The 24,550-nt window shown below is 62.3% G+C and carries 18 protein-coding genes and 2 pseudogenes; 11 read left to right on the forward strand and 9 right to left on the reverse strand.

The genetic code is table 11. The annotated features are described in order from the left end of the window. Positions 1-143: 143 nt before the first annotated feature. From JTY93_RS21700 to JTY93_RS21715, 4 genes are read right to left on the reverse strand one after another with little or no spacing between them, the layout of a single operon-like run. Complete coding sequence (locus tag JTY93_RS21700) at positions 144-1,004, reverse strand: efflux RND transporter periplasmic adaptor subunit (protein ID WP_029297880.1); 861 nt, start codon at positions 1,002-1,004, stop codon at positions 144-146. 11 nt (positions 1,005-1,015) lie between these two features. Then, a complete protein-coding gene (locus JTY93_RS21705; RefSeq protein WP_029297878.1) occupies positions 1,016-1,216 on the reverse strand; it encodes a DUF1656 domain-containing protein in 201 nt (66 codons plus the stop codon). Next, entirely contained in the window at positions 1,206-3,389 is a 2,184-nt protein-coding gene (locus JTY93_RS21710; protein ID WP_205476757.1) for an FUSC family protein, read from the reverse strand. The genes JTY93_RS21705 and JTY93_RS21710 overlap by 11 nt, the downstream gene beginning before the upstream one ends. A gap of 11 nt (positions 3,390-3,400) precedes the next feature. Next, entirely contained in the window at positions 3,401-4,912 is a 1,512-nt protein-coding gene (locus JTY93_RS21715; protein ID WP_205476758.1) for an efflux transporter outer membrane subunit, read from the reverse strand. 181 nt (positions 4,913-5,093) lie between these two features. Here JTY93_RS21715 and JTY93_RS21720 point away from each other — a divergent pair, with 181 nt between their 5' ends. The 5 genes from JTY93_RS21720 (at position 5,094) to JTY93_RS21740 (ending at position 9,920) form a co-directional block, all read left to right on the forward strand. After that, on the forward strand, positions 5,094-6,062 hold the full coding sequence (locus JTY93_RS21720; RefSeq protein WP_029297870.1) for a LysR family transcriptional regulator: 969 nt from the start codon (positions 5,094-5,096) through the stop codon (positions 6,060-6,062). A gap of 464 nt (positions 6,063-6,526) precedes the next feature. After that, a complete protein-coding gene (locus JTY93_RS21725; RefSeq protein WP_205476903.1) occupies positions 6,527-7,501 on the forward strand; it encodes a 2-hydroxyacid dehydrogenase in 975 nt (324 codons plus the stop codon). A 178-nt stretch (positions 7,502-7,679) separates the two neighbouring features. Further along, on the forward strand, positions 7,680-8,582 hold the full coding sequence (locus tag JTY93_RS21730; RefSeq protein WP_169994550.1) for a chemotaxis protein CheV: 903 nt from the start codon (positions 7,680-7,682) through the stop codon (positions 8,580-8,582). Positions 8,583-8,585: 3 nt separating this feature from the next. Continuing rightward, positions 8,586-9,068: a GNAT family N-acetyltransferase gene (locus JTY93_RS21735; protein ID WP_205476904.1), complete on the forward strand. Its 483-nt coding sequence runs from the start codon at positions 8,586-8,588 to the stop codon at positions 9,066-9,068. A gap of 108 nt (positions 9,069-9,176) precedes the next feature. Beyond that, positions 9,177-9,920, forward strand: a complete 744-nt coding sequence (locus JTY93_RS21740; protein ID WP_205476905.1) for a YkgJ family cysteine cluster protein — start codon at positions 9,177-9,179, stop codon at positions 9,918-9,920. A 599-nt stretch (positions 9,921-10,519) separates the two neighbouring features. On the opposite strand, the pseudogene JTY93_RS30075 reads toward JTY93_RS21740, so the two are convergent. From JTY93_RS30075 to JTY93_RS21755, 4 genes and pseudogenes are all read right to left on the reverse strand, one after another. Beyond that, positions 10,520-11,512 (reverse strand): annotated as a pseudogene (locus JTY93_RS30075) (methyl-accepting chemotaxis protein); the annotation flags it as partial. A 300-nt stretch (positions 11,513-11,812) separates the two neighbouring features. Next, positions 11,813-12,094, reverse strand: a pseudogene (locus JTY93_RS30080) (PAS domain-containing protein); the annotation flags it as partial. Positions 12,095-12,190: 96 nt separating this feature from the next. Then, positions 12,191-13,402: a transporter substrate-binding domain-containing protein gene (locus tag JTY93_RS21750; protein WP_205476907.1), complete on the reverse strand. Its 1,212-nt coding sequence runs from the start codon at positions 13,400-13,402 to the stop codon at positions 12,191-12,193. Between the two features lie 146 nt (positions 13,403-13,548). Continuing rightward, a complete protein-coding gene (locus JTY93_RS21755; protein WP_029297855.1) occupies positions 13,549-13,782 on the reverse strand; it encodes a hypothetical protein in 234 nt (77 codons plus the stop codon). A gap of 215 nt (positions 13,783-13,997) precedes the next feature. Between JTY93_RS21755 and JTY93_RS21760 the strand changes: the two genes are divergently transcribed. From JTY93_RS21760 to JTY93_RS21785, 6 genes are all read left to right on the forward strand, one after another. Then, positions 13,998-15,164, forward strand: coding sequence for an efflux RND transporter periplasmic adaptor subunit (locus tag JTY93_RS21760; protein ID WP_205476908.1), 1,167 nt, complete (start codon positions 13,998-14,000; stop codon positions 15,162-15,164). After that, positions 15,161-18,256, forward strand: coding sequence for a multidrug efflux RND transporter permease subunit (locus JTY93_RS21765; protein WP_205476909.1), 3,096 nt, complete (start codon positions 15,161-15,163; stop codon positions 18,254-18,256). The genes JTY93_RS21760 and JTY93_RS21765 overlap by 4 nt, the downstream gene beginning before the upstream one ends. A 9-nt stretch (positions 18,257-18,265) precedes the next feature. Then, entirely contained in the window at positions 18,266-18,943 is a 678-nt protein-coding gene (locus tag JTY93_RS21770) for a heavy metal response regulator transcription factor (protein WP_205476910.1), read from the forward strand. After that, positions 18,933-20,297 carry a heavy metal sensor histidine kinase gene (locus JTY93_RS21775; protein ID WP_205476911.1) on the forward strand — a complete coding sequence of 455 codons (1,365 nt, stop codon included), beginning with the start codon at positions 18,933-18,935 and terminating at the stop codon, positions 20,295-20,297. Before JTY93_RS21770 ends, JTY93_RS21775 begins: the two co-directional genes overlap by 11 nt. A gap of 308 nt (positions 20,298-20,605) precedes the next feature. Next, a complete protein-coding gene (locus JTY93_RS21780; RefSeq protein ID WP_205476912.1) occupies positions 20,606-21,928 on the forward strand; it encodes an OprD family porin in 1,323 nt (440 codons plus the stop codon). 84 nt (positions 21,929-22,012) lie between these two features. Then, positions 22,013-23,524 carry a sensor domain-containing diguanylate cyclase gene (locus tag JTY93_RS21785; RefSeq protein WP_205476913.1) on the forward strand — a complete coding sequence of 504 codons (1,512 nt, stop codon included), beginning with the start codon at positions 22,013-22,015 and terminating at the stop codon, positions 23,522-23,524. A 52-nt stretch (positions 23,525-23,576) separates the two neighbouring features. On the opposite strand, the gene lpxC is transcribed toward JTY93_RS21785, so the two are convergent. Continuing rightward, positions 23,577-24,488 (reverse strand): UDP-3-O-acyl-N-acetylglucosamine deacetylase, encoded by a 912-nt coding sequence (lpxC, locus tag JTY93_RS21790; RefSeq protein ID WP_029297841.1) that lies wholly within the window; start codon positions 24,486-24,488, stop codon positions 23,577-23,579. Positions 24,489-24,550 lie beyond the last annotated feature (62 nt).

The raw sequence follows: 24,550 nt of genomic DNA on the forward strand, positions 1-24,550 counted from the left end.
CTGTAGGAGCCGGCTTGCCGGCGAAAATCGTCAACGCTAACACGGGGCACCAAGTACCTCGCGTTGCGCTCAGGTTCTTCGCCGGCAAGCCGGCTCCTACAGGAATCGGCGAACCGATAGGCGATGTGCCTGATGCCCTTTGTTTAGTTCTGTGCCTGGTTGACGATCACGGTGCAGGTAATCCCCGCCGCCAACAACACCCCCTCCGGCACTTCATCGATATGAATGCGCACCGGCACCCGCTGGGCCAAACGCACCCAGTTGAACGTCGGGTTCACATCGGCAATCAGTTCGCGGCTCTCGGGGTTGTCGCGGTCGTAGATGCCCCGGGAGATGCTTTCTACGTGGCCTTTTAACGTCTCGCCGCTCATCAGTTGCATATCGGCTTTGTCGCCGACTTTGACGTGGGGCAGCTTGGTTTCTTCGAAGAAGCCATACACCCAGAACGAGTGCATATCGACCACGGCCATCTTGGCTTCGCCTATACGCGCGTAGTCGCCGCGATGCACGTTGAGGTTGGTGACATAACCATCCACTGCCGCCAGCACTTGCGTGCGTTTCAAATTCAGCTCGGCGGCTTCCAGTTGCGCCAGCGCGTGTTGGTAATCAGCCAGCGCGGAATCGGCGATGTTGCTCGCGTCGTCGCGGTTTTCCTTGGAGATCACCAAAGCATCAAGGTCGGCGCGGCGGTGGGCGTTGACCTTGCGCATTTCCCAGGTGGCTTTGCGTGAGGCGACCAGGGACTGCGCCTGTTTGACCGCAATGCGGTAGTGCTCGGGGTCGATCTGCATCAGCAGGTCGCCCTTTTTCACCAACTGGTTATCGCGCACCGGCACGTCGACCACTTCGCCGGTGACGTCGGCGGCGACGTTGATGATATCGGCACGCACCCGGCCATCGCGGGTCCATGGCGTCTGCATGTAATGCACCCACAGGGTGCGGCCAATCCAGATCGCCAGGGCCAACACCAGTAGAGTTGCGAGCAGGCTGAAAAACTTTTTCATCGGGGGCATTCTCAACGGTAGACGGTCAGCGCCATGGCGCCGAAAAGACAGGTGAACAGGCTCAGGCGCAGCAACGCCGGGTGCCAGAAAAAACGGTACAGGTCAAAGCCGGCCAGGAAGCGATCCAGGGCCCAGGCCAGTCCCGCGGCGATGAAAAACATCAGGGTCATGGTCGGCATGTAGATGCCATGGAAGGCGATTTCACGCGGCATGAACGGTTCCTTCAAGCTTGAGGGCAGCCAGGGGCGATTGCGGATCCAGCAGGGATGTGCGGATAAAGTGCAGGTAGCTTTTGACCCGGCGCAGGGCCGAGGTGTCGAAGTGTGGGGCGAAGGGTTCGTCGGTGGCTTGCACGCGGCTGATGGCGTGATCGACCGCGATCAGGGCGCGTTCCAGGTTGCTCTGGCTCGGTTGCAGGAACAGCCGCACCAGCGAACGCCCCATGACCCGGATCGCCTGGCGCCACGGTTGGGACTCGGCATACGCCGGATGCACCGGCAGGATCGCCTGCTCCTTGCGCAGCTCAATGATCGCGTGACCGACTTCCAGCACCACAAACATCCAGCGCAGCAGGTTGCGTTGCACCTGTGGTTGGCCGGCGGCCAGGCCATAAGCCTGGTGCAGCAGGTCACGGGTGCGGCTCTCGAACCCCGAGGCCAGGCCCTTGAGCTTGCCGCTGATGGCAAACACCACTTGCTCACGCAGGTCGCGCTCCAGGCGGCGCCACAGCCAGGGGCTGTTGGGCGGCAGGATGATCGCCCCCGCCGCTGCGCACACCAGCATGCCGATGATCATGGCGATGTAGTCGTTGATAAAGGTGTAGGGGTTGTAGACCGTCAGGTTATCCGGCACGGAGCCGGTGCTGAAGAAAATCAGCAGGCCCAGGCCGACCCCAGCGTATTGCGCACGCGAGGAGAGGAACGCGCCGAGCACGATTACCGGGGCGAGCATCACGCAGAGCAAAGGGAACCCGTCGATCCAGGGAAACACGAAGAACATCTCGACGAACCCCACCAGGGCGCCGATCAAGGTGCCGCAGGCCATTTGAAAGGCCATGCGCTTGGGGTTCGGCGTGGCAGCCGACAGGCCCACGGTGGCCGCTGCGATCAGGGTCATGGTGGCGCCACTGGGCCAGGCGGTGGCCACCCAGTAACTGCCCAGCACCACCAGAATGAATGAGGCACGAATCCCCGACGCGGCGCAGGCCAGCCAGTTGGTTTTCGGCGTGTAGGGCTCGTCCCAGTGCTCACGTTCGTGGCTGTGTTCGGCCAGGGAGGCGTGGGTCTGCGCGTAGTTGTGCAGGTCGTCGACAAAGCGGTACAGCAGCTCATAAGCGGTGTGGAAATCCAACTGCTCGGCATCGCTCGGACCGCTCTCCTGGAACTGCGCCCGCAGGCTGCGGACCTTGGCGGGCAGGCTCTCTTTATAGGCCGTCAGTTGGCTCACCAGGCGCGTGGCATCGGGGCTGGTCAAGGCGCGCCCGCTGAAGCCATCGAGCAGTTCGGCCAGGTCCTGCAAACCGGGCTTGATCGCGGCCACCACATGGTCGGCAGCATCGCTGCGCAGGCGTTCAAGCAACTGGTGCAGGGCGTTGAAGCGCGTGGTGATGCCCATGAATTCGCTGTTCAAGCGGCTGAGCCGACCATTGCGCCGACGCATATGCGGGTCTTCGAACACGGTGACACTGCGCAGCCCTTCAAGGCCCACGGCTTCGGCGATAAAGCGCACGTTGCTACTTTCAAAACCTTCGCGCTGGCTGCGGCCACGCAGGCCGTCGGTGACGAACAGGGCGAAGGTGCCGAAACGCTGGTACAAGGCGTTGCGCATGGCCGCGCTGCTGGTCTGCGGGAGGATCGCGGCGCTGACCAGGGTCGCGCAGAGAATCCCCAGGGAGATTTCCAGCACCCGCCATACCGCCGCCATAAACGCGCCGTCCGGGTGGGCCAGCGCCGGCAGGCCCACCATCGCCGCCGTGTAGCCGGCCAGTACAAAACCATAGGCGCGGAAGTTGCGGTTGCGCGTGGCGCCGGCCGTGCACACGCCCACCCAGATCGCCAGCGCACCCAAAAACAACTCGGTGTTTTGCGCAAACAGCGCGATCAACAACACCATCACCGCCGACCCCGCCAGGGTGCCGAGGAAGCGGTAGAAGCTCTTGGCAAAGACCTGGCCGCTTTGCGGTTGCATCACGATAAACACGGTGATCATGGCGGTGCGCGGTTGCGGCAGTTCCAGGCGCATGGCCAGCCACAGGGTGAGGAACGCGGCGATCAGCACTTTGAAGATGTAGACCCAGGTCACGCCATCACTGCGCGCCCAGTCGAAAAAGCCACGGCGCCATTCCAGGGAATGCAGCCAACGCAGCGGTGCAGGCAAGGGAGTCATGGGAAACCTGATCAGTGATCGAACACGGCCAACGCCGCCGGGGTCTTGTTCGCGACGGTGGTGCCTGCCGCCGGCGCATCGTTGCCTGCGCCGAGGCCGCCGCCCAGGGCAGTGACCAGTTCGGCATGGGCACTCAGGCGCGCGGCCTGGACCTGCTGCTCGACCTGTTGCTGGCGAAACAGCAAGGTCTGGGCATTGAGCACATTGAGGTAATCGGTCAGGCCACGCTGGTAGGCGATCATCGCGATGTCATAGGTTTTCTGCGCCGAGGCCACCGATTCGGCGGCGAAGGTCTGCTGCTTGGCCATGGATTCACGGCGGATCAGTTGTTCGCTGATGCCCTTGAGCGCATTGACCAGGGTCTGGTTGTAGCGGGCCACGGCAATGTCGTAGCCGGCGCTGGCTTCGCCCAATTGCGCGCGCAGGCGGCCACCGTCGAAGATCGGCAGGGTGATCGCCGGGCCAACGCTGTAGTTGAGTTTCTTGCCGGTGAGAAAGCCCAGCATGCCGCCGCCGGTGGCGACGTAGCCGAGACTGCCCACCAGGTCGACATTGGGATAGAAACCGGCATGGGCCACGTCGATGCCCCGGGCCTGGGCCGCCACTTGCCAGCGGCTGGCGACCACATCCGGGCGCTGGCCGAGCAGTTGCGCGGGCAGTGCCGATGGCAATTTCAGCGGCGCGCCGAGGGCCAGGGTCGGCCGCTGCAATTTCGCGCCCTCCCCCGGGCCCTTGCCGGCCAAGGCCGCCAGTTGGTTGCGGGTCAGGGCGATTTCTTCGTCGAGGGCGTCCAGTTGCCGATGGGTTTCGGGCAATGGGGTCTGGGCCTGGCTGACTTCAAAGTGGGTGCCGATGCCGCCATCCAGGCGCTTTTGCGCCAGGTCGAGGATCTGCTGTTGCTGGGCCAGGGTGGCGGCGACGATATCGCGCTGGGCGTAATGCAGCGACAGTTGGATGTAGGCGTGTACCACGTTGTTCTGCAGTTCCAACTGGGCCTGGCGCGCTTGGGCCACACTCATATGGGCCAGGTCCACCGCCCGCTCGCTGGCATTGCGCTCGCGTCCCCACAGGTCGAGGGCGTAGCTCAGGCCCAGGGCGGCGTTGTTGTCCCAGGTGGTGGCGTTGTCCAGTTTGCCGGGGCCGTAGAATTGATCGCTGGGCCAGTTGTGGCGCTTGAGCGTGGCATCGCCGTTGATCTGCACGGCCTCGGCGGACTCGGCAAGCCCGGCCATGGCCCGCGCTTCGCGCACCCGGGCGGCGGCTTCGGCCATGCTGGGGCTGCCTTGAACGGCGAGGTCGATCCAATGGTTGAGTTGCGGATCACCGTAGGCTTGCCACCACTGGGTGGTCGGCCAGTTCGCATCCCTGGCGGCGCTCTGGATTGCGTCGTCGGTGGCCAAGGTATTGGCGGCGAGACTCTTGCCTTGGGGGGCAATTGCTCCGGTTCCGATGCAGCCGCTGATTGCTAACGATAAAGCCCAAACACTGAGAGTCTTCAGCTCTCTGCTGATGCGACGCGGCACTGCTGCGAATTCCTGAGGTGGTGTTGCGGGGACGGTGCGGCAATTCTAGGGGGCGCGAGGAATGGCGATAAGGTGGGATTCCTGTGAATCTTTGTTACCGTTCAGGCGATAATCCATTGGTCGGGGTCACTGGCCACCGTAACTTCGTGTCACAATTTGCCATCTCCCTTGAGAGCACCCCATGGACACTTTGCAAAATATGCGCGCCTTCAGTTGTGTCGCCGAAGCCGGCAGCTTCACCGCCGCCGCGGTGCAACTGGACACCACCACAGCCAACGTCTCGCGCGCGGTCTCCAACCTGGAGGCCCATCTGCAAACCCGCTTGCTCAACCGCACGACCCGCCGCATCGCCCTGACCGAGGCTGGCAAGCGCTATTTATTGCGTTGCGAGCAAATCCTGGCCTATGTCGAGGAAGCCGAGGCCGAGGCCAGCGACGCCCATGCGCGCCCCGCCGGGCAGCTCAAAGTGCATACCATGACCGGCATCGGCCAGCATTTCGTGATCGATGCGATTGCCCGCTACCGCCGCACCCATCCCGATGTGACCTTCGACCTGACCCTGGCCAACCGCGTGCCGGACCTGCTGGACGAGGGCTACGACGTGTCCATCGTGCTCGCCAGCGAGTTGCCGGATTCGGGGTTTGTCTCCCAGCGCCTGGGGATCACCTACAGCATCGTCTGTGCCTCGCCGGCCTACGTCAAAGCCAACGGCTGCGCGCAGCGGCCCAGTGATTTGCTCAACCATGCGTGCCTGCGCCTGGTCAGCCCGGTGATCCAATTGGACAAATGGGTGTTCAACGGCCCCGATGGCCAGGAAAGCGTGAGCATCAACAGCTCACCATTTTTGGTGAACTCCGCCGACGCGATGAAGACCGCGATCATCAGCGGCATGGGCGTTGGCCTGCTGCCGGTCTACGCGGCCATCGAAGGCCTGCGCAATGGCACCCTGGTGCGGATGATGCCGACTTACCGCTCCCAGGAACTGAACCTGTACGCCATCTACCCATCGCGTCAGTACCTGGATGCGAAGATCAAAACCTGGGTGGAATACCTGCGTGGCTCGCTGCCGGAGATCCTCGCGGCGCACCAGGCGGAACTCGCGGCGTATGAGCTAAGTGGCAGTTTGGGGGCGGTGCGCCTTACAACCTGATTTGGAACACAGCCCCCCAATATTGAAAGTCCCCTGTGGGAGCGGGCTTGCTCGCGAAAGCAGTGGGTCAGTCAACATCAATGTTTGTTGGGCCGACGTCTTCGCGAGCAAGCCCGCTCCCACAAGTAAGCAGCCAGCTCCGCACTCTTGCGTTGCTGTTGCTTTTGATCTTAAGCGCCCCGTTAAACCACGCTGGCCGCAGGCAGGTATTGCGCAGTGGGCACCCCGGCAGGATGCCGGGGTAGCCGCGACACGGCCATGGATGGCCGATCGCGGCGGGCCCACGGAGCAATGCCTGACTGCGGGCATGCCGCGATAGCGGAGGATCAGTACGCAATCTATCCACGGACACACCACCATCGCGGGCTAGCCCACTCCCACATTGGTGATGCGGTGTCCTGACAAGTGGGTGCAGGAATGTTAGCTTGCTTGGCATTCTTCCCTGTCGATGAGCCCCACTTGCGATGAAAAAGACTGTCCTCGCCTTCAGCCGTGTCACCCCCCAGATGATCGAACGCCTGCAACAGGACTTCGAGGTCATCGTCCCCAATCCCAAGCAAGGCGATATCAACGCGCAGTTCAATGAAGCCCTGCCCCACGCCCACGGTTTGATCGGGGTGGGCCGCAAGCTGGGCCGTGCGCAGCTCGAAGGGGCGAGCAGGCTTGAGGTGGTGTCCAGCGTCTCGGTGGGTTATGACAACTACGACGTGGACTACTTCAACGAACGCGGGATCATGCTCACCAATACCCCCGATGTGTTGACCGAAAGCACCGCCGACCTGGCCTTCGCCCTGTTGATGAGCAGCGCCCGCCGGGTGGCCGAACTGGATGCGTGGACCAAGGCCGGGCAGTGGAAAGCCAGCGTCGGTGCGCCGTTGTTCGGCTGTGATGTGCACGGCAAGACCCTGGGCATCGTCGGCATGGGCAATATCGGCGCAGCCATTGCTCGCCGTGGGCGCCTGGGCTTCAACATGCCGGTCCTCTACAGCGGCAACAGCCGCAAGACTGCGCTGGAACAGGAACTGGGCGCGCAGTTTCGTAGCCTGGACCAGTTGCTGGCCGAAGCGGATTTCGTGTGCCTGGTGGTGCCCTTGAGTGAAAAGACCAAGCACCTGATCAGCCATCGCGAGTTGGGCCTGATGAAATCCAGTGCGATCCTGGTGAATATTTCCCGTGGCCCGGTGGTGGACGAGCCGGCGCTGATCGAGGCCCTGCAAACCCAGCGCATTCGCGGCGCCGGGCTGGATGTGTATGAGCGCGAGCCCCTGGCTGAGTCGCCGCTGTTCCAACTGAGCAATGCCGTGACCTTGCCGCATATCGGTTCGGCCACCCATGAAACCCGCGAAGCCATGGCCAACCGCGCCCTGGACAACCTGCGCAGCGCCCTGTTGGGCCAACGCCCGCAGGATCTGGTGAACCCGCAGGTGTGGAAGGGCTAAGACACAACCCACTGTAGGAGCGAGCTTGCTCGCGAAAAACATTAACGATAACGCGTCTATCCTGAACAAACGCAGCGTACTCGGGTTTTTCGCGAGCAAGCTCGCTCCTACAGTTTTTTGGGCCGGCGTCGATAACCTGCCATAGAAGATTGTTATCGCCGATCCACAGAAGGTTTTTATGTCCACCACCAAAGCCCGCGCAGATTCACTCTCGCTTCTGCTCTTTACCTTGCGCAGCGGCAAGCTGATGGCCATCAACCTGCTGAAAGTCAGCGAGATCATTCCCTGCCCGCCGCTGACCAAGCTGCCGGAGTCCCACCCCCACGTCAAAGGCATCGCCACCCTGCGTGGCGCGGCCCTGTCGGTGATCGACCTCAGCCGTGCCCTGGGCGAGATGCCCCTGCAAGACCCCGACGGCGGCTGCCTGATTGTTACCGATGTCAGCCGCTCCAAGCAGGGCCTGCATGTGCAGGCAGTGAGCCGGATCGTGCATTGCCTGACCACGGACATCCGCCCGCCGCCCTTTGGCTCCGGCGGCACGCGCTCGTTTATCACCGGCGTGACCCAGGTGGACGGCGTGCTGGTGCAAGTGCTGGACATCGAAAAAGTCATCCACGCCATTGCCCCCGCGCAAATCGAAGTCGCGCCCACCGACCTGACCATGGAAGAAGCCGAAGTGCTCGGCCATGCGCGCATTCTGGTGGTGGACGACAGCCAAGTGGCCCTGCAGCAATCGGTGCACACCCTGCGCAACCTCGGCCTGACCTGCCACACCGCACGCAGTGCCAAGGAAGCCATTGATGTGCTGCTGGAGCTGCAAGGTACCGCCGGGCAGATCAATGTGGTGGTGTCTGACATCGAAATGTCGGAAATGGACGGTTACGCCCTCACCCGCACCCTGCGTGAAACCCCAGACTTCCAGGACCTCTACGTGCTGTTGCACACCTCCCTGGACAGCGCGATGAACAGCGAAAAAGCGCGCCTGGCCGGGGCCGACTCGGTGCTGACCAAGTTTTCGTCGCCCGAGCTGACCAAATGCCTGGTGGTCGCGGCCCAGACCGTGGCGAAAAAAGGCCTGTAAATAGTGACAGCGTATTACCAACTGCTGCGCCGCGACCTCACCGGCAGCCTGCCCGCGCCGCAGTGGCCAGCCGACACCCGTCTGGATCATTACCGCAATGAGCTGGCCCCGGCGATCCATGCAGTATTGCGCATGACCCAGGCACAGGGCGGCGGCCACGTAGCCAACCTGGACACCTGGCAGCAGCAGTTCATCACTGATGCAGAGTTCGACCCCACGCTGTGCCTGGTGGCGAGCAATGCCGACGGCATACTCGGCGTAGCCCAATGCTGGACCAGTGCCTTTATCGAGCACCTTTGCATCCACCCTTGCGCCCAGGGCCAGGGCCTGGGGCGCGCCTTGTTGCTCCATAGCTTCCAGGTGTTCAAGCAGCGTGGCGAACCCTACGTGGACCTCAAGGTGCTGGAAAGCAATCAGCGCGCACGCCAACTGTATGAGAGCGCCGGCATGGTCTTGGTGCTGCGCGACGTGGTCAGCGAAGACTGAGCGGCGCTGGCGCATAACTTGCTTCCAGAGTCTGCGAGCGGCGGATAGAGGTAAAAACCCGTCACCGCGCAAGAGCGCCCTCTGACCTGGCCTGGTAGCAGATCCTCCATGAATACCCAGTTTTCCTGCGTTGGTTGCGGCAAATGCTGCACCGACCATCATGTCCCCCTGACCCTTGACGAAGCCCGCCAGTGGGCGGCGGATGGCGGCAATGTCATCGTGTTGGTGGAAGGTTTCCTGGGCAATGGCCTGGGCCTGCCACTGCAGCAACGCGAGCATGCCGAACGGCGTTCGGTGGTAGTGCCCAGCGGTAACACCCAGGCGTTCGTGGCGATCACCTTTGCCGCCTACAACGCCGGGCGCTGCCGGAATCTTGACGAAGACAACCGCTGTGGCATCTATGAGCGCAGGCCGCTGGTCTGTCGCATCTACCCGATGGAGATCAACCCGCATATCCCGCTGAACCCGGCCGCCAAGGATTGCCCGCCGCAATCCTGGGAACAGGGCCCGGCGCTGATCGTCGGCGGTGAACTGATAGATCAGGAACTGGCGCAATTGATCCGCCGCTCGCGCCAGGCCGACCGTGATGATGTGCAGACCAAGGAGGCGGTGTGCGCCCTGTTGGGTATTCGGACGACAGCGCTCAAGGGCGATGGGTTTACCGCCTACCTGCCGGATATGAGCGCCTTCGCCCAGGCCATTGAGTTGGCCGCAGAACAACCGGCCATGGCCCACGAATGGGTGTTTCATGTATCCGGGATGGATATTGCCGAACAGTTGCTGGACGCCGGCGCGCAGATAGCCACTGAAGTACCCGCCAACTATGCGTTTATCTCGCTACGCGCTGCCTGAGGGTCGTCAACCTGTCATTGTGGCGAGCGGGCTTGCCCCGCGCTGGGCTGCGTAGCAGACCCACTCCAGGCTCCGCGGTTGTTGCAGATACACCGAGCCAGCAGGTTTTGGGGCGGCTTCGCCACCCAACGCGGGGCAAGCCCGCTCGCCACAACAAGCGCTTGCGGCAGGTCGAGATTTTGGGGGGGCTGCAGCACAGCAGTTTTTTGGACTGTAGATTTCCTGTGGCGAGCGGGCTTGCCCCGCGCTGGGCTGCGTAGCAGCCCCTCCCCAGGCACCGCCGTTGTTTCAGATACACCGAGCCAGCAGGTTTTGGGGCGGCTCCGCCACCCAACGCGGGGGCAAGCCCGCTCGCCACAACAAGCGCTTGCGGCAGGTCGAGATTTTTTTGGGGATAGCTGCAGCACAACAGTTTTTTTGGACTGTAGATTTCCTGTGGCGAGCGGGCTTGCCCCGCGCTGGGCTGCGTAGCAGACCCAATCCAAGCACCGCCGTTGTTGCAGATACACCGAGCCAGCAGGTTTTGGGGCGGCTTCGCCACCCAGCGCGGGGCAAGCCCGCTCGCCACAACCAGAGCGCTTGCTCGCCACTGCCACAGGTTAGCGGCGTTTGCCCCAGAACTCTTCCGCCAAGCGCCGCAGGTCTTCCGCAAGCGCCGCCACGTCGCCGGAGCTGAGCTGGCTCTGCTGACCGGCGCTGACGGTCGCCTCGCCCGCATTGCGGATGCCGACGATATTGCGATTGATGTCCTCGCTCACCGCGCTCTGTTCTTCCACCGCCGCCGCAATCTGCACACTCATGGCCGTGATCTGGTTGACCCGCTGACTGATGCCATCCAGGGCCGACGCGGCGCGCTGGGCATGGTCGACGCTGACTTCGACATGCTGGCTGCTTTGTTCCATGGCCATCACCGCATCACGGGCGCCGCCCTGCAAGGTGCTGATCATGCGTTGGATTTCATTGGTCGATTGCTGGGTACGTTGCGCCAGGCCACGCACTTCGTCGGCCACCACCGCAAAGCCACGGCCCTGCTCGCCAGCCCGCGCCGCCTCGATGGCCGCGTTGAGGGCCAACAGGTTGGTCTGTTCGGCAATCGCCCGGATCACTTCCAGCACGCTGGAGATATCCCCGCTGTGGCTTTCCAGTTGATGGATCACGCTGGTGGCCCTGGCCAGTTCCTGGGACAGGCGCAGTACCGCATCGCGGCTTTCGTCCACGCGCTGATGGCCTTCACGGGTCTCGCTGCCGGCCTGGTCTGCCGCTTTCGAGGCTTGTTGGGCGTGGTTGGCGACTTGCGCCACGCTGGCCGCCATCTGTTGGATGGCGGTCGCCACTTGGTCGGTCTGGCTCTGCTGGCCCAGGCTGCTGGTGTGGCTGCTGTCCAGTTGCTGGGCCAGGGCGGCGGCGTGCCCTGATAAACGCTGCGACGCATCGCCAATCCGCCCAACCACTGCGCCCACCTGGGCTTCGAGCATTTGCATGGCAAATTCGATTTGCCCCAGCTCGTCCGCGCGTCCGGTGTAGATCGCCTGGCTGACGGGGTTGTCGGCAATCTGCCGCGCCCGCTCGCTCAATTGCCTCAGGGGCCGCAACAAAAGATTGATGCCCAAGACGCCTGCCGCGCCCACCGCAGCCAGGCCCAGCACCTGCAACGCCCATGAATAACTGGCCAACCCGGCCCCCACGCCCCAGGTCAGCGCGCACGTCGCGCCAGTGACCAGCGACAACTTCATAGGCATTTCCAGCACTGGCCGCAAGCGCCGGGAACCTGCGCGCAAACGCGCATAGGCGCGCTCCGCAGCCAACACCCGCCGCGCATCGGGCTTGGTGCGCACCGACTGGTATTCCACCGCCACACCGTCACGTGTGACCGGCGAGGCATAGGCGCTGACCCAATAGTGATCACCGTTCTTACAGCGATTTTTCACCATGCCCATCCACGAGCGGCCACTTTTGAGGGTCTGCCACATGTGGGCAAAAGCCGCCGACGGCATGTCCGGATGGCGTAGCAGATTATGTGGCGCGCCCAGCAGCTCCTCACGGCTGTAGCCACTGACGTCGATAAAGTCCTGGTTGGCGTAAGTAATCGAACTGCCTAGGTCAGTGGTCGAAAGGATGTTGGCGTCTTGGGCAATGTCCACACTTCGACCCGTGACCGGGAGATTGATCTTCATGGAAAGCGCGCTCGGGATTATTGGAGGAGTCGGCAGGGGCACCGACTCTAAGCGCACCGGTTGAGCAAATACTGATCCAGCTCATGTTCCACGCATTTAGTTGCCCGGTGCCCCGGCCATGGATCCGGGAGGATCCTCGACCATGGCCACGCACTCGACCGCCACCCGTGCGCCGTGCGGCAGCCGGCGCACGGTCAGCACACTGCGGGCGGGCAGCCGACCTCGGGCGAAATAACCCAGGTACACGTCGTTGACCAGGTTCAGGTCCTCCAGCTCGACCAGCATCAAGGTGCACTTGACCACCCGGTCCAGCGAGGACTGATGACGCGACAATAGTTCGCGCAGCGTGTTCATCACCTGCCTCATCTGCGCGCCCGTGCCGCCCTTCACGAGGTTGAGCCTGGCATCCACCCCCGCAATGCTGGAGGTGTACAGCATGCTACCGACCCGCACGGCCTCGGAAAACGGCAGGTCCAGGTCCCCGGGGTAAAACTGCGGCCCGTCCTGGTCCTGGGCGTTGGCGGCGTCAGGTTCCTCCTGTGGATAACCCTGGAGAATGCGCTGATACTCGCCACTCTGCTTGAGCTGCTCCAGTGCGCGGTTCAGCTCGCTGCGCAACTCGGGGTCGGACTTGCGCACGCCGATGGCCACGGCGGTGCCCATCTGCTGGCCGGTCACCGGTGGGCCGACGAAATCAAAAGTCTGGCCCCGCTCAGTGTCGAGCAACTCCTGGCGGATTTCGGCCTTGCCTTGCAACGTGGCGTCGATATCACCGGCTACCAGGCTGCGGATCAACTGGTCGTTGAGCCAGAAGCTCTTGATGATCACCCCGGCGGGCGCCCATTGCGCCAGGGCGAAGGCTTCACGATTGCTGCCGGTCAGCACCCCGATGCGCTTGCCCTTGAGGGCGCGCACCGTGGGCAGCAGCCCAGAGTACTTGCGGGCCACCAGGTGGGTGGTGAGGGGATAGAGGTCGTCGGTGAAGTCGATCAACTGCCGGCGCTGGGGAGTGGATGCCATGCCCATGATTGCATCGAAACGCCGGCTTTCCAGGGCATCGATGCTGCGGGTAAATACCTGGTCGACCCAGGTGCAGCGCACATCGAGCTGGGCGCATAGGGCATCGCCCAGTTCGATGTTCAAGCCCACCAACTGCCCTTGGGCATTGCGGCTTTCATAGGGCGGGAACTGCGGGGAGATTGCGAAGCGGATCTCGCTGCGCGGCGCAGTATCAGCCACCGCCCCCACAAAAAAGCCGCTCGACAGCAGCGACCCAACAGACAATACAAAGATCTTTGCCAAAGCCATGCAGACATCCCTTTCTTGAAAGATCAACGCCTTCAACCGGTACTGCTGCCAACCAGGCGCGGCAAAGGGGTATCAGGCAAGCTTTCAAGAAAAGGTCGTGGACCGACAAGACGAAAAGTCAGCAATGGCTGTAGGCACAACCGCCGTCAGCGTTTACCCATCGAGCGACGGGTGCCTGGCGGCGCCATACCCGGGGTTTTAGTGTGACCGTTCTTCGCGCCGTTTTTGTACCACGGCTGATTGCTGTCTTTCGCCCCGGCCAGTTCACCCGGTTTGAAAGGGAATTTGAAGGCCGGGATCACCGGTTTGGCTTCACTGTCGAGGCTGTCTGGATCAGCCAGTTCGGCGCTTTCAACAGGCGGTTGTGTGGGGCAATTCATGGAAGCTCCGGAACGTGCAAAAAATGACGCGGGCCCGACTTGCGGGCCACACTGGCGCGCAGTATACCTGCGCGCCCTGGTTCTTTAACCTCTGCCCGTACGAATGGTCGACCTTTGCTGACAGCGCTGTCAGTTAACGGTCACTCTGCTGACCGGGTTTGCCGGCTATAAAGAGCCTTCACTCTTCCCATTCTCTGTCCGGACGTCGCGAGCCCATGCACATTCAACGCAAAACCACCTTGATTGTGCTCGCCGTCGTGGCCCTGGCGGTCGTGGCCTGGGTCGCGACCCGGCCGGCCAAGACCAAGCTGTCCGCCGCCACCGCGATCCCGGTGCGGGTGGTCAGTGTCGCTCAGCAGGACGTTCCGCGGTTTGTCAGCGGCATCGGCTCGGTGCTGTCGCTGCACAGTGTGGTGATTCGCCCGCAAGTCGACGGCATCCTCACCCAATTGCGGGTCAAGGAAGGGCAACTGGTCAAAGCCGGCGACCTGTTGGCGAGCATCGATGACCGGGCGATCCGCGCCAGCCTCGACCAGGCCAAGGCCCAGTTGGGCGAAAGCCAGGCGCAGTTGCAGGTGGCGCAGGTCAATCTCAAGCGCTACAAGGCGTTGAGCATCGACGATGGTGTGTCGAAGCAGACTTACGACCAGCAGCAAGCCCTGGTCAACCAGCTCAAGGCCACGGCCCAGGGCAACCAGGCGGCGATTGATGCGGCCCAGGTCCAGCTTTCCTACACACAGATTCGCTCCCCCGTCAGCGGTCGGGTAGGGATTCGCAATGTGGATGAAGGCAATTTCCTGCGTACCAGCGACACCCAAGGCCTGTTCTCGGTGACGCAGATCGACCCGATCGCAGTGGAGTTTTCCCTGCCACAGCAGATGCTGCCCACCCTGCAAGGCCTGATCGCCGCGCCACACCCGGCCAGTGTCGATGCGTTCCTGGGTGCCGACACCGATAGCCCGGCGGCGGTCCTGCTCGGCGAGGGCCGCCTGAGCCTGATCGATAACCAGATCAGCGCCAGCACCGGCACCATCCGCGCCAAGGCCGAGTTCAGCAATACCGCGCAAACACTGTGGCCGGGGCAATTGGTCACGGTGAAGATTCAGACCGCCCTCGACCAGGCCGCCCTGGTGGTGCCGCCGACGGTGGTCCAGCGCGGCATGGACTCGCACTTCGTGTACCGCCTCAATGGCAACAAGGTGGACGTGGTGCCCGTGCAGGTGACCTACCAGAACAGCGACCTGACGATTGTCACCGGCGTGCAGCCCGGTGATGTGCTGGTCAGTGACGGCCAGTCACGCCTCAAGGCCGGCGCCCAGGTGGAGGTGCTCAAGGAGCCGCCGCAAGTGATCCAGACCGCCCAAGCGCAGGCCCAGCCATGAAGGGCCGTGGCTCGGTTTCGGCCTGGTGCGTCGACCATCCAGTCGCCACCCTGCTGCTGACTTTTGCCCTGGTGCTGCTGGGGTTGATCGCCTTCCCGCGCCTGCCAGTCGCGCCCTTGCCGGAGGCGGAGTTCCCGACGATCCAGGTCACCGCCCAACTGCCCGGTGCCAGCCCCGACACCATGGCGTCCTCGGTGGCAACGCCCCTGGAAGTGCAATTCAGCGCCATCCCCGGCATGACCCAGATGACGTCCAGCAGCGCCCTGGGTTCCAGCCTCCTGACCCTGCAATTCACCCTCGATAAGAGCATCGATACCGCCGCCCAGGAAGTACAGGCGGCGATCAACACCGCGGCCGGCAAGTTGCCCAGCGATATGCCCAACCTGCCAACCTGGCGCAAGGTCAACCCGGCGGACAGCCCGGTGCTGATCCTTAGCATCAGCTCCAACAACATGCCCGGCACCGAACTGAGCGACTATGTGGAAACCCTGCTGGCCCGGCAGATCAGCCAGATCGACGGGGTCGGCCAGATCAGCATCACCGGCCAGCAACGCCCGGCGATCCGCGTACAGGCCTCGCCGGACAAGCTCGCCGCCATCGGCCTGACCCTGGCCGACATCCGCCTGGTGCTCCAGCAATCGAGCCTGAACCTGGCCAAGGGCGCGCTGTATGGGCGCGACAGCGTGTCGACGCTGTCGACCAACGATCAACTGTTTCACCCCGAGGAATACGGCGACCTGATCGTTTCCTACAAGGACGGCGCGCCGGTGCAATTGCGCGATGTGGCCCGGGTGATCAATGGTTCGGAGAACGCCTACGTGCAGGCCTGGTCCGGTGATACGCCGGGGGTCAACCTGGTGATTTTCCGCCAGCCGGGGGCCAACATCGTCGACACCGTGGACCGCATCCAGGCCCAGTTACCGCACTTGCAGGCGATGCTGCCGGCGTCGGTAGAAGTCAGTTCGCTGTCGGATCGCACCAAGACCATTCGCGCCTCGCTGCATGAAGTGGAAATCACCCTGTTGATCGCCGTGTTGCTGGTGGTGGCGGTGATGGCGCTGTTCCTGCGCCAGTGGTCGGCAACCCTGATTGTTTCCAGCGTGCTGGGAGTATCGCTGGTGGCCACTTTTGCCTTGATGTACGTGATGGGTTTCAGCTTGAACAACCTGACCCTGGTGGCCATCGTCATCGCCGTGGGTTTTGTGGTGGACGATGCGATTGTGGTGGTGGAGAACATCCACCGTCACCTTGAGGCCGGCCTGGACAAGCGCGAAGCCGCGATCAAGGGCGCCGGCGAGATCGGGTTTACCGTGGTGTCCATCAGCTTCTCGCTGGTGGCAGCGTTTATCCCGTTGCTGTTCATGGGCGGTGTGGTCGGGCGTCTGTTCAAGGAATTTGCCCTGACCGCAACTTCGACCATCCTGATTTCGGTGGTGGTGTCCCTGACCCTGGCGCCGATGCTGGCCGGGCAGTTTATGCGCGCCCCCACCCACCATCCCCATGACAAGCCGGGTTTTGGCGAGCGCCTGCTGGCCGGCTATGCGCGCAACCTGCGCCGGGCACTGGCCCATCCGCGCACGATGCTCGGTATTTTCACCGTAACCCTGGGCCTGGCCGTGGCCGGTTATGTGTTTATTCCCAAGGGATTTTTCCCGGTACAAGACACCGGCTTTATTCTTGGCACCAGCGAGGCGGCGGCCGATGTGTCCTACCCGGATATGGTGGCCAAGCACCAAGCCCTGGCCGAGATCATCAAGGCTGACCCGGCGGTGGAAAACTTCTCCCACTCCGTGGGTGTCACCGGCAGCAACCAGACCATCGCCAATGGCCGCTTCTGGATTGCCTTGAAGGATCGTGGCGAGCGTGACGTGTCGGCCAGCCAGTTTATCGACCGGATCCGCGCCAAACTGGCCCAGGTCCCGGGGATCGTGCTGTACCTGCGCGCCGGCCAAGACATCAACCTCAGTTCCGGGCCCAGCCGCAGCCAGTACCAGTACGTGCTCAAGAGCAACGACGGCGCGACCCTGAACACCTGGACCCAGCGCCTGACCGAAAAACTGCGCGCCAACCCGGCCTTTCGCGATCTGTCCAACGACCTGCAACTGGGCGGCAGCATCACCCACATCAGCATCGACCGCCAGGCCGCCGCGCGTTTCGGCCTGACCGCCACCGATGTGGATCAGGCGCTGTACGATGCGTTCGGCCAACGTCAGGTCAATGAATTCCAGACCGAGACCAACCAGTACCAGGTGGTGCTGGAACTGGACAGCCAGCAACGGGGCAAGGCCGAGAGCCTGAATTATTTCTATCTGCGCTCGCCGCTCAGTGGCGAGATGGTGCCGCTGTCGGCCCTGGCCAAGGTCGATCCGCCGACCGTCGGGCCGTTGTCCATCAGCCATGACGGGATGTTCCCGGCGGCCAACCTGTCGTTCAACCTGGCGCCGGGCGTGGCCCTGGGCGATGCGGTGATCATGCTCGACCAGGCCAAGAACGAGATCGGCATGCCAAGCACCATCATCGGTAACTTCCAGGGCGCGGCCCAGGCGTTCCAGAGTTCATTGGCCAGCCAGCCATGGCTGATCCTCGCGGCGCTGGTGGCGGTCTATATCATCCTCGGCGTGCTGTATGAGAGCTTCGTGCATCCGCTGACGATCATCTCGACCCTGCCCTCGGCCGGCCTGGGCGCGCTGATCATGCTATGGCTGCTGGGCCAGGACTTTTCCATCATGGCGTTGATCGGCCTGGTGCTGTTGATCGGCATCGTCAAGAAAAACGGCATCCTGATGATCGACTTTGCCCTGGAAGCCCAGCGCGTGCGTGGGCTGGCGCCTAGCGACGCGATTTATGAAGCCTGTGTCACGCGTTTTCGGCCGATCATCATGACCACCCTCGCCGCCCTGCTGGGCGCGGTGCCGCTGATGCTCGGCGCAGGCCCCGGCGCGGAACTGCGCCAGCCCCTGGGGATCGCGGTGGTCGGCGGGTTGCTGGTGAGCCAGGCGCTGACGTTGTTCACCACGCCGGTCATATACTTGTACCTTGAGAAACTTTTCCACAGACCCAAACCGGCCCTCGGGCTGGCGACCACACATTGAGGCGGGGTCATGCGCGTCCTGATTATTGAAGACGAAGAAAAAACCGCCGACTACCTGCATCGCGGGCTGACGGAACAAGGCTACACGGTAGACGTGGCCCGCGACGGCATCGAAGGCCTGCACCTGGCCCTGGAAAGCGACTACGCGGTGATCGTGCTCGATGTGATGCTGCCCGGCCTCGACGGCTTTGGCGTGCTGCGCGCACTGCGGGCCCGCAAGCAGACCCCGGTGATCATGCTCACCGCCCGCGAGCGTGTGGAAGACCGTATTCGCGGCCTGCGCGAAGGTGCCGACGATTATCTGGGCAAGCCGTTTTCCTTCCTCGAACTGGTGGCGCGCCTGCAAGCCCTGACCCGGCGCAGCGGTGGGCATGAGCCGGTACAGGTGAGCATCGCCGACCTGTGGATCGACCTGATCAGCCGCAAGGCCAGCCGCGCCGGCTTGCGCCTGGACCTGACGGCCAAGGAGTTCTCGCTGCTCAGCGTCCTGGCCCGGCGCCAGGGCGAAATCCTGTCGAAGACAGCGATTGCGGAAATGGTCTGGGACATCAATTTCGACAGCGATGCCAATGTGGTCGAAGTGGCGATCAAGCGCCTGCGGGCCAAGCTCGACGGGCCATTTGAGCACAAGCTACTGCACACCATCCGCGGCATGGGCTATGTGCTGGAGAATCGCAGTGTCGAGTAACTCCATTGCCCTGCGCCTGAGCGGCATGTTCACCCTGGTGGCGCTGGTGATTTTCCTGTTGATCGGTGGCGCGCTGTACCAGCAGGTGGACCGTGGCCTGGGCTTGTTGCCGGGGGCCGAACTGGATGCGCGCTACAGCGTGCTGGAATCGTCGATCACGCGTTTCGGCACGCCGGATCATTGGGTGAAGATGGCCAGCAAACTCAAGCTGCTGGGGGAAGAGGACACACGCATTCGTTTCTGGGTGGTGAGCAGTGACCCGACCTACGAATACGGCAAACCCGACGCACGCATCCGCGAATTCGCCGCCGGCCCCACGGGCAAACGAGATTTGTACCTGCCGGGCCACGCCTATCCGTTCAAGGTGCTGGTCAGTCAGTTCCCGGCCAAGGACCAGCGCCCGCCGCTGCGCTTTATGATCGCCATCGACACCGCCAACTTCCGCGCCACCCAGCACCATCTGCTGATGGCGCTGATCAGCCTGGCGTTTGTCGGCGTCGTGCTGGCTTCGCTGCTGGGCTTCTGGGTCGCGCGCATCGGTCTCAAACCGCTGATCAAACTGTCGGATGAGGCGCAAAAACTGGCACCGCCAAAACTCTCGGGGCGCTTGCAGTTGTCGCCATTGCCACCGGAGCTCAAGCAGTTCGTCAACGCCTTCAACTCAACCCTGGAGCGGGTGGAAACCGCCTACTCACGCCTGGAGTCCTTCAATGCCGACGTGGCCCACGAACTGCGCTCGCCACTGACCAACCTGATCGGCCAGACCCAGGTGGCGCTGACCCGTGGCCGCTCGGCCGAGCATTACTTCGAAGTGCTGCAATCGAACCTGGAAGAGTTGGAGCGCCTGCGCTCGATCATCAACGACATGCTGTTCCTGGCCAGCGCCGACCAAGGCAGCAAGGCCACCAAACTGATTGAATGCTCCCTGGCCGATGAAGTGGCGACGACCCTCGACTACCTGGACTTCATCCTCGAAGACGCCCAGGTGCGGGTTGCAGTGATCGGCGATGCCCAGGTCCAGATCGAAAAGGCCCATTTGCGCCGGGCCCTGATCAACCTGCTGAACAATGCCGTGCAACACACCTCGCCGGGGCAGGTGATCGAGGTGCGGATTGAAGTGCAGGAGCAACAGGTGCTGATCGGCGTGACCAATCCAGGGGAGCTGATTGCCAGCGAACATCTGCCCCGGTTGTTCGAGCGTTTCTACCGCGTCGACGCCTCGCGCAGTAACAGCGGGGCCAATCATGGGTTGGGGCTGGCCATCGTCAAGGCGATTGCATTGATGCATGGCGGGGATGTGTTCGTGCGCAGTGAACACGGTGGCAATACCTTTGGTATCACCCTGCCCATGTGATTTTTTAAACCACCACACAAGCCCATACCCATAGGTAGATCGCCGTCTCGACTGTTGCGATTTGGGCAACAGTCATTATCTTGTTACACTCTGTACCGTACCGCTCGCCTGCGCCAATATGTCGCATCGACGAGCGAGACGGCAAAGACAGCCGACCCGCCCTGCTATTTCCCTCGACTTATTTCCAGGGCTCTACACTGGGAATCTGTCTTAAAGCCGCTGACTTCAGCGGCTTTTTTTTGCCGTAAAAAAGGCCAGGAACACCCCACAACATTGGCCATTTAGACTTACCCAAAGGAGCTCCCCCGGTGAAAACCGCGCTGACATTCACCCCGTTATTCCTCGCGATTGCAGCAACTATCTCCCCTCTCGCCCATGCCGCAGATGCCCCTCCCACCGACGGATTCGTCGAAGGCTCCAGCCTCACAATCAACACCCGCAACTACTACATGAACCGCGACCGCCGCGACATCCACACTGATGACAGCAAAGAGTGGGGCCAAGGCTTTCTCGGGATCTTCGAGTCCGGCTACACCCAAGGCACCGTGGGTTTTGGCCTGGACGTCCATGCCATGCTCGGCCTGAAACTGGACGGTGGCGGCGGTACCGACGGCTCCAGCATCCTGCCGTACGGCAGCGGCAACGGCAAAGCGCCGGGCTCGTTTTCTAGCGGTGGCGGCACCCTGAAAATGCGCGCCTTCGACACCGAACTCAAAGCCGGTGACCTATTTCTCAACAACCCGGTGATTGCCGGTGGCATGACCCGCATGCTGCCCGAGACCTTTCGTGGCGTCAGCCTGACTAATCACAGCCTTGATGGCTGGATGTTCGAAGGCGGCCAGGCGAGTTTTGCCAAGCTCTATAACCAGAGCGGCCACGGGCGTATCGGCACCAGCTATGGCGCGCTGCCCAAGGGCCAGGACAGCCAGCACATGAACTGGGCCGGCGTGGCCTGGAGTGGCCTGCCAGGATTGACCAGCAACCTGTACGCCTCCGAACTCAAAGATGTGTGGAACCAGTACTACTACGACCTGGACTACACCTACGCGCTCAATGACCTGGTCAGCCTCAACCCCGGCCTGCACTTCTACCACACCCAAGAAACCGGCAATGCCCTGCTGGGGGATATCGACAACAACACCTACAGCCTGCATTTCACCGTGGGCGTGGGCAATCACGCCATCACGGCCGCGTATCAGCGGGTCAATGGCAACACCCCGTTCGACTACATTGCCCAGGGCGACAGCGTGTACCTGGACAACTCCCAGCAATACTCGGACTTCAACGGTCCCAACGAGCGCTCGTGGAAGCTCAAGTACGCCTATGACTTCGCAGGCCTCGGCGTACCCGGCCTGACGTCGGCGGTGTCGTACATCAGCGGCAAGACCGACTTGACCAAGGTCGACCCCAACAGCCGCGGCTACTCGGCCTGGTACAGCGCCGACGGTAAGAACGCCAAGCACTGGGAGCGGGACATCGACCTCAAGTACGTCGTGCAGGGTGGCAAGGCCAAGGACCTGGCGGTGCGCCTGCAATGGGCGACCAACCGTGGCAGCAATGGCTACTCGGCGGTGGACCGTGATGTGGATGAGTACCGGGTGATCGTCGACTACCCGATCAATGTGTTCTGACGGCGAATTATCTTTTTCGGCGATGACTTAATTTCAGGCGCGCGGAATTAAACTGCCATTATCGTCACCGCCGAAGTCAGTCCGATGAGTCAACGCCGCGTCCTTAACCTGCCTGCACGCCCGGAGCTTTTGCTGATTCTGGGCAGTGGCCTCACCGCTGTGCTGATTCTGATCATCGTCGCTGTGCTGCTGATCCGCGAGCATGCCAGCACGCTGCAGACCGCCCAGCGCTCCACCAGCAATATCACCCAGTTGATCAATGCCGATGTGCTGCGCAACGTCGAGCTCTATGACCTGGCACTGCAAGGTCTGATTACGGCGGCAGGCAAGGACTTGTCGGGCCTGCCGAGCGATGTGCGCCACCAACTGCAATTCGACCAGTCCACCGCGGCGCCCTACAAAGGCGAAGTACTGCTGCTGGATGCCCAGGGCGCAGTGCTGGCCGACTCGTCGACGCAGACCCCCACCCGGCGCAACTTCGCCAACCGCGACTACTTCCAGGTCCATCTGCAAAACCCCGAGGCCGGCCTGTTTATCAGCCGTCCATTCAAGATCCGCTGTGACTGCGAGCAAATCTGGCGCATCGCTTTCAGCCGCCGCGTGACCGGCCCCAATGGCGAGTTTGCCGGGGTAGCGGTGGCGACCATGCGCCTGGCGTATTTCGACCAGTTGTTCAGCAGCCTGACCATTGGTAGCGGCAACACCATCAACCTGCTGAACAACCAGGGGATCCTGCTGGCCCAGCAGCCCCTGCTCGAACGGGACATGATCGACAAGGACCTGAGCTCGCGCCCCAACTTCAAGCGCATGCTGCAAGAGGGCAGCGGCAGCTTCCGGGCCATCTCTGCGATCAGCGGCATCCCACGGCTCTACACCTTTACCAATGTCGGCCAGTTGCCATTGATTGTAGTGGTGGCCTTGGCCAGCGACGATGTATTCGCCGCCTGGCAACGCGCCGCATGGCTGACGGCGGGCGCCACCGGGGTATTGTGTGTGGGCCTGTTGTGGCTGAGCTGGATGTTGCGCCTGGAACTACGGCGACGTTACCGCGCCGAGAAGGTGCTGTCAGAACTGGCAGCCACCGACGGCCTGACTGGCCTGGCCAACCGCCGTATCCTCGACCAGCGCCTGAGCCTGGAATGGGACCGTGCCCGCCGCTCGGCCGAGCCCTTGGCGCTGCTGATGATCGATGTCGACCACTTCAAAGCCTTCAACGATCGCCATGGTCACCTGGGCGGCGACGAAGCGCTACGCAGCGTGGCGCAGGTGATCAGCAGCCACATCCGTCGCCCGGCGGACCTGGCGGCGCGTTATGGCGGCGAAGAATTTGCGGTGATCCTGCCGCACACTGATGCCAACGGCGCCAGGGTAATTGCCGAACATATCCGTCAGGGCATCCAGCTCCTGCCGCCGGTTGCCGGCGATAGCCAGCCGATTACCGTGAGTATCGGCCTCAACACCTGGGACAAACGCAGCAGCGCGTCATTGGAACAATTGTTGCTCAGTGCGGATCGGGCCTTGTATGAAGCGAAAAACAGCGGACGCAACCGCGTCGTCGACGCGGCCACACTGCCGGCTCCTACAGTTTGCCAATAAAAAAAGGCCACCCGAAGGCAGCCTTTAAAAACTAAAGAAAGAGAGTTGTTACTTACACCGCCGCAACGGGACGCATGTAAGAGATCGGTGCGGTGCTGGCATCTTCGAAGGTCACAACTTCCCAAGCATCTTTCTGCTCAATCAACTTGCGCAGGAGCTGGTTGTTCAGTGCATGGCCCGACTTGAAGCCTTTGAACTCGCCTATCAGGCTATTGCCCAGCAGGTAGAGGTCACCAATTGCATCGAGGATCTTGTGCTTCACGAACTCGTCTTCATAGCGAAGGCCGTCTTCGTTCAGTACACCATCCGCGTCGACCACGATGGCGTTTTCCACGCTGCCGCCGAGTGCGAGGTTGTGCTTGCGCAGGTACTCGATGTCACTCATGAAACCAAAGGTACGGGCGCGGCTGACTTCTTTTACGAACGAAGTGCTGGAAAAATCCACGCTTGCACTTTGGGTGCGGTCACGGAATACCGGGTGATCGAAATCGATCTCAAAGCTCACTTTAAAGCCTTCGAACGGGACGAAGGTGGCGCGCTTGTCGCCGTCTTCTACTGTCACTTCCCGCAGAATGCGAATGAACTTCTTGGCTGCGTCCTGTTCTTCCAGGCCGGCAGATTGAATCAGGAATACGAAAGGTCCAGCGCTACCATCCATGATCGGGACTTCAGACGCGGAGAGCTCGACGTAGGCGTTATCGATGCCCAGGCCAGCCATGGCCGAGAGCAAGTGCTCCACCGTGTCCACTTTGACGTCACCGTTGACCAATGTGGTCGACATGGTGGTTTCGCCAACGTTTTCCGCGCGAGCAGGAATCTGCACCACAGGGTCCAGGTCGGCACGAACAAACACGATGCCGGTGTCGACAGGTGCGGGCTTGAGGGTCAGGTATACCTTCTCCCCGGAGTGCAGACCTACACCTGTGGCACGGATAATATTCTTCAGGGTGCGTTGTTTAATCATGGCTTGGACCGCTTCAGCGCAAATTGCGAACTGGTATCAACAAAGGCTGGCGATAATAACAG

The organism is Pseudomonas hygromyciniae (genome assembly GCF_016925675.1).
GTDB classification, from domain to species: domain Bacteria; phylum Pseudomonadota; class Gammaproteobacteria; order Pseudomonadales; family Pseudomonadaceae; genus Aquipseudomonas; species Aquipseudomonas hygromyciniae.

Bases quoted from the DNA above. Each gene is read 5' to 3' on its own strand.
- JTY93_RS21770 (WP_205476910.1), top strand. From the start codon at position 18,266: ATGCGCGTCCTGATTATTGAAGACGAAGAAAAAACCGCCGACTACCTG.
- JTY93_RS21740 (WP_205476905.1), top strand. From the start codon at position 9,177: ATGAATACCCAGTTTTCCTGCGTTGGTTGCGGCAAATGCTGCACCGAC.
- JTY93_RS21700 (WP_029297880.1), bottom strand. From the start codon at position 1,004: ATGAAAAAGTTTTTCAGCCTGCTCGCAACTCTACTGGTGTTGGCCCTG.
- JTY93_RS21725 (WP_205476903.1), top strand. From the start codon at position 6,527: ATGAAAAAGACTGTCCTCGCCTTCAGCCGTGTCACCCCCCAGATGATC.
- JTY93_RS21785 (WP_205476913.1), top strand. From the start codon at position 22,013: ATGAGTCAACGCCGCGTCCTTAACCTGCCTGCACGCCCGGAGCTTTTG.
- JTY93_RS21705 (WP_029297878.1), bottom strand. From the start codon at position 1,216: ATGCCGCGTGAAATCGCCTTCCATGGCATCTACATGCCGACCATGACC.
- JTY93_RS21750 (WP_205476907.1), bottom strand. From the start codon at position 13,402: ATGGCTTTGGCAAAGATCTTTGTATTGTCTGTTGGGTCGCTGCTGTCG.
- JTY93_RS21710 (WP_205476757.1), bottom strand. From the start codon at position 3,389: ATGACTCCCTTGCCTGCACCGCTGCGTTGGCTGCATTCCCTGGAATGG.
- JTY93_RS21730 (WP_169994550.1), top strand. From the start codon at position 7,680: ATGTCCACCACCAAAGCCCGCGCAGATTCACTCTCGCTTCTGCTCTTT.
- JTY93_RS21765 (WP_205476909.1), top strand. From the start codon at position 15,161: ATGAAGGGCCGTGGCTCGGTTTCGGCCTGGTGCGTCGACCATCCAGTC.
- JTY93_RS21760 (WP_205476908.1), top strand. From the start codon at position 13,998: ATGCACATTCAACGCAAAACCACCTTGATTGTGCTCGCCGTCGTGGCC.
- lpxC (WP_029297841.1), bottom strand. From the start codon at position 24,488: ATGATTAAACAACGCACCCTGAAGAATATTATCCGTGCCACAGGTGTA.
- JTY93_RS21755 (WP_029297855.1), bottom strand. From the start codon at position 13,782: ATGAATTGCCCCACACAACCGCCTGTTGAAAGCGCCGAACTGGCTGAT.
- JTY93_RS21720 (WP_029297870.1), top strand. From the start codon at position 5,094: ATGGACACTTTGCAAAATATGCGCGCCTTCAGTTGTGTCGCCGAAGCC.